Here is a 5499-nt window from a genome sequence, read left to right on the forward strand (position 1 = left end):
GATAGCCTGGTCCAGGGAGAGTTTGGCAAACAGACGCATTGAGGCAATTTCGTAGAGTGCGTCCTCCATGGCGCCGTCGCTGAGGTTGTACCACTGCTGCATACAGTGAATGCGGAGCATGGTATCGAGTGGGTAGGGACGACGCCCGTTACCAGCTTTGGGATAGACGGGTTCGATGACCCCCAGCATCCTTGGCCATGGGAGCACAGCCTCCATGCGAGCCAAGAATATCTCTTTACGGGTTTTACGGCGTTTGCCATTGAACTCGCAGTCCGCGAAGGTGAGCTGGTGACTCATGCTGAACCTCATCCCTGATGCCAAGTGGGGTTCATGATCTCACATCAAGGACTTGTTCGCACTTTCCCAAGTTCTCCAGCCCGGACCTGGTCTGCAAGGGGCAGCCGTGCGGCGTGGATTACCGGGATCAGGCCAACGGGGCCGATGCGGTGCGGGCACTGAAGGTGACCACGCCGCAGATCGCCGCCTTCTACCCCACAATGGTGACGGAAGCGCTGCCGGATCTGGGCGAGCTGGAACGCTCCCTCGAAACCCGGCGCCAGGACCTGGCGGCGGCCCAGGAGCACTACAGCCAGCAGGTGGCGGCCAGAACCGCCCTGCAGGATCGCCAGCAGACGCTCAAGGGCAACTTTGATCGCTACCCGCGCGAGCTGAACCAGCTGAACCAGCGCAACCGCCAGACGGTGCAGGAGATCAACCGGCTGGTGCGCGAGTACAACAGCTACAGCGGCAGCTACGGCCCGGAAGAGTATCGCCGGATCCGCGCCATCCAGGCGGGCCTGAGCACCCGCATCGATCAGCTGCACGATGAGAACAACGCCATCATTCGCCAGTCCAACGAGATCAGCCAGCGTTACCAGGCCGAGGTGAAGGAGTACAACGGCAGCTGGGATCGCTACAACCAGCTGGTGGCGGCGGTGAAGAGCGCCGACGGCAAGGTGGACGAGGCGCGCCGTGAGCTGGAGCTGGCCGAGCACAGGTATCAGCTGGCACTGGCCCGCCAGCCGGCCGAGACGCAGCCGGCCTGATGCAACAAGGGCGCCCCGCAACAGGCAGGGCGCCCTTGATGTCTGTCCAGAGGAGCCGACCGGACAAGCCCGGTCGGCTCCTTTTTTGCTGGCTGGCGTCAGTCAGCCTGTTTGGCTGCGGGTTTCGCATTCGTGGTCAACTGGGCGAGGGCGGCCTGCACCGCGGCTGCCAGTTGGGGATCGCGCCCTGCCACCATGTCGGCCGGGGTCAGCGCCACCTGCACGTCCGGGATCAGCTCCTGATTCTCGTACAGGGTGCCGTCGGGGTTGCGCAGCCCCAGTGTCGGGATGCCGTAGGCGAGGCCTGGGATCAGCCTGGAGGTGTGGTTGTACACCATGGTGCCGGTGCCCGGTACCGGCTCGCCGACGATGGGCCCCACCTTGAGAGTGCGGTAGTACTGGGGAAAGGCCGAGCCTTCCGAGTAGCTGCCCGCATTGACCAGCACCACCGAGGGTTTGGTCCACTGGCGGGTGGCGGCGTCCGTCTCCCCCTTGCCAAGACGCGGCCAGCTGCTGGCCATACCCTGGGCGCTGCCGCTGCCGGTCAGGAACTCCACCAGGGTGTTGGCCAGATAGCCCCCCTTGTTGAAGCGCACGTCGACGATCAGCGCCTCGCGGTTGCGCTGGCGACCGAGGGCGTCGGCCACCACCTCTTCATAGACGGCGCTGCTCATCTCCGGCAGATAGACGTAGCCGACCCGCCCCTGACTCAGCTGTTCCACCTGGTTGCGGCGCTTGGCGATCCAGCCGTCGAGCTGCAGCTGATACTCCTGCTGCTGGTCGATGGCGGTGACCTCCAACTGGTGCGGCTCCTTGGCCCCCTTGGGCAGCAGGGTGAGGGCCAGCCGCTGGCCGGCCTGATGGTTGAGCAGGGCATCCAGCTCGTTGAGGCTGTGCAGCTCGGTGCCGTTGATGGCCAGCAGGCGGGCGCCCGGCGCCAGATCCGTCTCTTGCTCCAGCGGGCCGCCGGCCAGCAGGGCTGTCAGCTCGACCGCACCCTGCCGCTCGCGCCAGTAGCCGCCGAGGCTGGCGGTGTCGTCCGGCATGCGCAGGGAGGGTGCCGGGCCGTTGCCCCAGGTGTGGGAGACATTGAGCTCGCCGGCCAGCTCCGCCAGCAGGTTGCCGAAGTCACGCCCGTTGCTGATGCCGGGCAGCAGGCGGCGATAGGCGGCCACGTAGCCATCCCAGTCCACCCCGTTCATGTCGGCCCGGTAGAACTCGTCCCGGGTGAGGCGGGTAATCTGATCGAAGGCAGCGGTCATCCGATCCTGCCAGCTGGCGGTGATCAGCAGATTGAAGGGATGGCTGCTGGCCTCGCCAGAGCGGGTATCGATGAGGGCGATCTCCCCCTCCCGTACCAGGGTGGCTAGGCTGGCATCCTGATTGAGGCTGGCCAGCGCCGGCCCCGCTTGTTCGGCAAACAGCAGCTTGGTCTCGCCCTTGCGCAGATCCCGGGCGTAGCCCTTGATCTCGCTCTCGCCGTTGGCCCCGCTGGTCTCCACCAGATAGACCAGGTGATCGTCGACGATGCGGCTGGCGAGGACGGCGCCCTCTGGCTGCAACTTCAGCGCCTCGCGGTGCGCCAGCCGGTCGGTTTCGAAGCCGTAACCCGCCTTGGGCGGCGCCTGTTCGGCAAGGAAGTCGCTTCTGGCGGCGCGGCTGCTATAGAGGCCGAGCAGGCTGCCGCCGAGGGGCTCGCCATCGGCCCCCAGCACGCCGTACTTGGCGGATTGCCAGTAGAGGATGCCGCCGGCCTGGAGCCAGGACGGCTCACCATCCCGATAGCCGTTGAGGCTGACGTTGACCGGCTTGGCCTTGGCATCCCGGGTGTCGATGACGGCGATCTCCTGCTGGCTGGAGTCGGGCTGGATGGTCAACGCCAGGTGGCGCGAATCGGGGGCAAAGGCTAGCTCCACCGCATGGCGGGAGGGGTTGAACTCGGCGGCGACCAGCTGGCGCTGCTTGCCGCTGGCCAAGTCCAGCAGGTGCACGGCCTGGCCATCCACCACGAAGGCGAGCTGTTTGCCGTCGGGGGAGAGGGTCGGCACGCTGATGGCGGCGCCCGGGATGGCCAGCAGCTTCTCCTCGATCAGGGTGCCGGGGGCACTGAACAGGGTGTCCGGCTGCTCCTTCTTGAGGCGGTACAACGCCGCCGGCCCCTCCTGTTCGGAGAGGTAGATGAGAGTCTGCTCTCTATCCAGATAGCGCGGTGCCGACTGCTCGCTGGGGTGGCGGGTGAGCTGGCGTACCCGCTCGCGACGGGTGTCGACCGCGTAGAGATCCCCCTGGCTGACCAGGATCACCTCTTCCCCATCCTGACGGGCGATGGCCTCGTCGATGGGGCCGGGCTGCCAGCTCTGCTCGGCCGGTACCTTGGCGAACTGCGGCTGGATGGCGAGCTTGCGTGGGGTGTCGCTGCCGGCATCGAGGCGGTAGAGCTCCCCCTGCCAGGACCAGACCAGGTCCCCCTGGCGGGAGGCACTGAGGCCGCGCACCGGGTGACCCTTGAAGTGGGTGAGCTGGCGATCCTGACCGCTGGCCAGATCCCGTTGCCAGACGTTGAAATCGCCGCTGCGCTCGCTCAGGTAGTAAAGCTGCTTGCCCTGCTCATCCCAGACCGGATCGCTGGCGGCTACCCTGTCTTCGGTCAGCTGGTGATGCTGCTTGCCGTCGAACAGCCAGAGGCGGGAGACGGCGAACGAGTGCTGATGCTTGCGAAACGGCTGGTCCATGCCCGGCATCTGGTAGGCCAGCTGGTTGCCGTGGGGGCGGGCCAGGGTGGCGGGCAGGGGCTGGGCCGGCGTCAGCGGGCCGCCGGCGACCGGCGTCCAGTAGAGGTTGCTGGCCTGATACCCCTCCGCCACGAAGTGATCGGCGTCGGGGTTGGTCAGGCGCTGGCTGCTCAGCAGCAGCTGTTTGCCGTCGGTGCTGAAGGCCTGGGGCAGATCGGGGCGCGAATCGCGGGTCAGCCGCACCATCTCGCCACCGCGGCTCGGCACCACGAACACGTCTTCGTTGCCGTAGAGGTTGGCAGCAAAGGCTATGAGCTTGCCATCCGGCGACCAGAGCGGGCGCTGGCTCAGATAGCTGTCGTCGGTGAGGGGCACGGCGGGGCCACCATCCCCCGCGCTCAGGTAGATGCGACCCTGCCAGGTGAAGGCAAGCTGCTTGCCGTCGGGGGAGAGGGCGGGCTCGCGCAGCCAGAGCGGCTCGGCCGCCTGCAGGGGGGAGCAGATCAGCAAGATCAGCAGGGAGAGTCGGTATCGCATCGTGGAGATTTCCTGATAGGTGAAAAGCGCCTTATCTTCCCCCAATAGGCAGGGAGGGACTATCCCGAGATAGGGGGGGTATCCCCTTGTTTTGGCAGTTAATTGTAACAATTCTTAAAAGCTGGCGCGGGATATGTTTCTCTGGATATATTGAGTATTGATGGCGATCCAATATGATGGCGCTCGCCCGCCACACCAGGCGGTGCAGTTCAGATGATTTGGTAACAGAAAAGCCCTTACCAGAGGCTTGCCGAGGGATGGAATGAGAGCCGTATTACTGTGTTTGCTGGGGCTGTGGCCCGCATTGAGTTTTGCCACCCTGTCCGCCGATATGGTGGTGGTGAAGAAATCGAGTTATAGCCTGACCCTGATGAAGGATGGCAAGGAGGTCAAACGCTACTGGATCGCTCTGGGTCCGGCTCCCAAGGGGCACAAGCAGCGGGAAGGGGATCAGCGCACGCCGGAAGGCCGTTACATCCTCGACTACAAGAAGACCAACTCCAACTATTACAAGGCCATCCACATCAACTACCCGAATCTGGACGACATCAAGGCGGCCAACGAGATGGGTGTGCGACCGGGCGGCATGATCATGATCCACGGTCAGCGCAACAGCATAGGCAACACCCGTTTGCAGCCGTCCAACTGGACCAATGGCTGCATCGCCATGCTCAACAAGGATCTGGACGAAGTGTGGAACGCCATCGAACCCGGCACCCCCATCATCATTCAGCCCTGACTCTCTGCAGCGCGCCACCTTCGGGTGGCGTTCTGTTTTTTGGCTCCCCCTGTTCTGTCTCCATCCTCTTTCTTTACCCGCAGCCTCTTGGTATCCGTCCCCGTGCTGTGCTAGGGAAAGTGCGAACAAGTCCTTGATGTGAGATCATGAACCCCACTTGGCATCAGGGATGAGGTTCAGCATGAGTCACCAGCTCACCTTCGCGGACTGCGAGTTCAATGGCAAACGCCGTAAAACCCGTAAAGAGATATTCTTGGCTCGCATGGAGGCTGTGCTCCCATGGCCAAGGATGCTGGGGGTCATCGAACCCGTCTATCCCAAAGCTGGTAACGGGCGTCGTCCCTACCCACTCGATACCATGCTCCGCATTCACTGTATGCAGCAGTGGTACAACCTCAGCGACGGCGCCATGGAGGACGCACTCTACGAAATTGCCTCAATGCGT

5 protein-coding genes are annotated in these 5499 nt (G+C 64.2%); 3 read left to right on the forward strand and 2 right to left on the reverse strand.

All coding sequences use genetic code 11. The annotated features are described in order from the left end of the window. Window positions 1-297, reverse strand: a 297-nt coding sequence (locus tag CAK78_RS08680; protein ID WP_141214151.1) for a transposase, incomplete at its 3' end; no start/stop codon positions are given. Between the two features lie 113 nt (window positions 298-410). Between CAK78_RS08680 and CAK78_RS08685 the strand changes: the two genes are divergently transcribed. Further along, window positions 411-1046, forward strand: coding sequence for a hypothetical protein (locus CAK78_RS08685; RefSeq protein ID WP_254924735.1), 636 nt, complete (start codon window positions 411-413; stop codon window positions 1044-1046). 98 nt (window positions 1047-1144) lie between these two features. Here the strand turns inward: CAK78_RS08685 and CAK78_RS08690 are convergent, their stop codons facing one another. Beyond that, a complete protein-coding gene (locus CAK78_RS08690) occupies window positions 1145-4315 on the reverse strand; it encodes a S41 family peptidase (protein WP_094697025.1) in 3171 nt (1056 codons plus the stop codon). 262 nt (window positions 4316-4577) lie between these two features. Here CAK78_RS08690 and CAK78_RS08695 point away from each other — a divergent pair, with 262 nt between their 5' ends. After that, window positions 4578-5054, forward strand: coding sequence for a L,D-transpeptidase family protein (locus tag CAK78_RS08695; RefSeq protein WP_005308598.1), 477 nt, complete (start codon window positions 4578-4580; stop codon window positions 5052-5054). Between the two features lie 181 nt (window positions 5055-5235). Further along, window positions 5236-5499: transposase (locus tag CAK78_RS08700; protein WP_141214152.1), on the forward strand; the 264-nt coding region annotated here is incomplete at its 3' end.

It is taken from the genome of Aeromonas sp. A35_P (assembly GCF_002259925.1).
In the GTDB taxonomy this organism is placed as follows: Bacteria; Pseudomonadota; Gammaproteobacteria; order Enterobacterales; family Aeromonadaceae; genus Aeromonas; species Aeromonas dhakensis.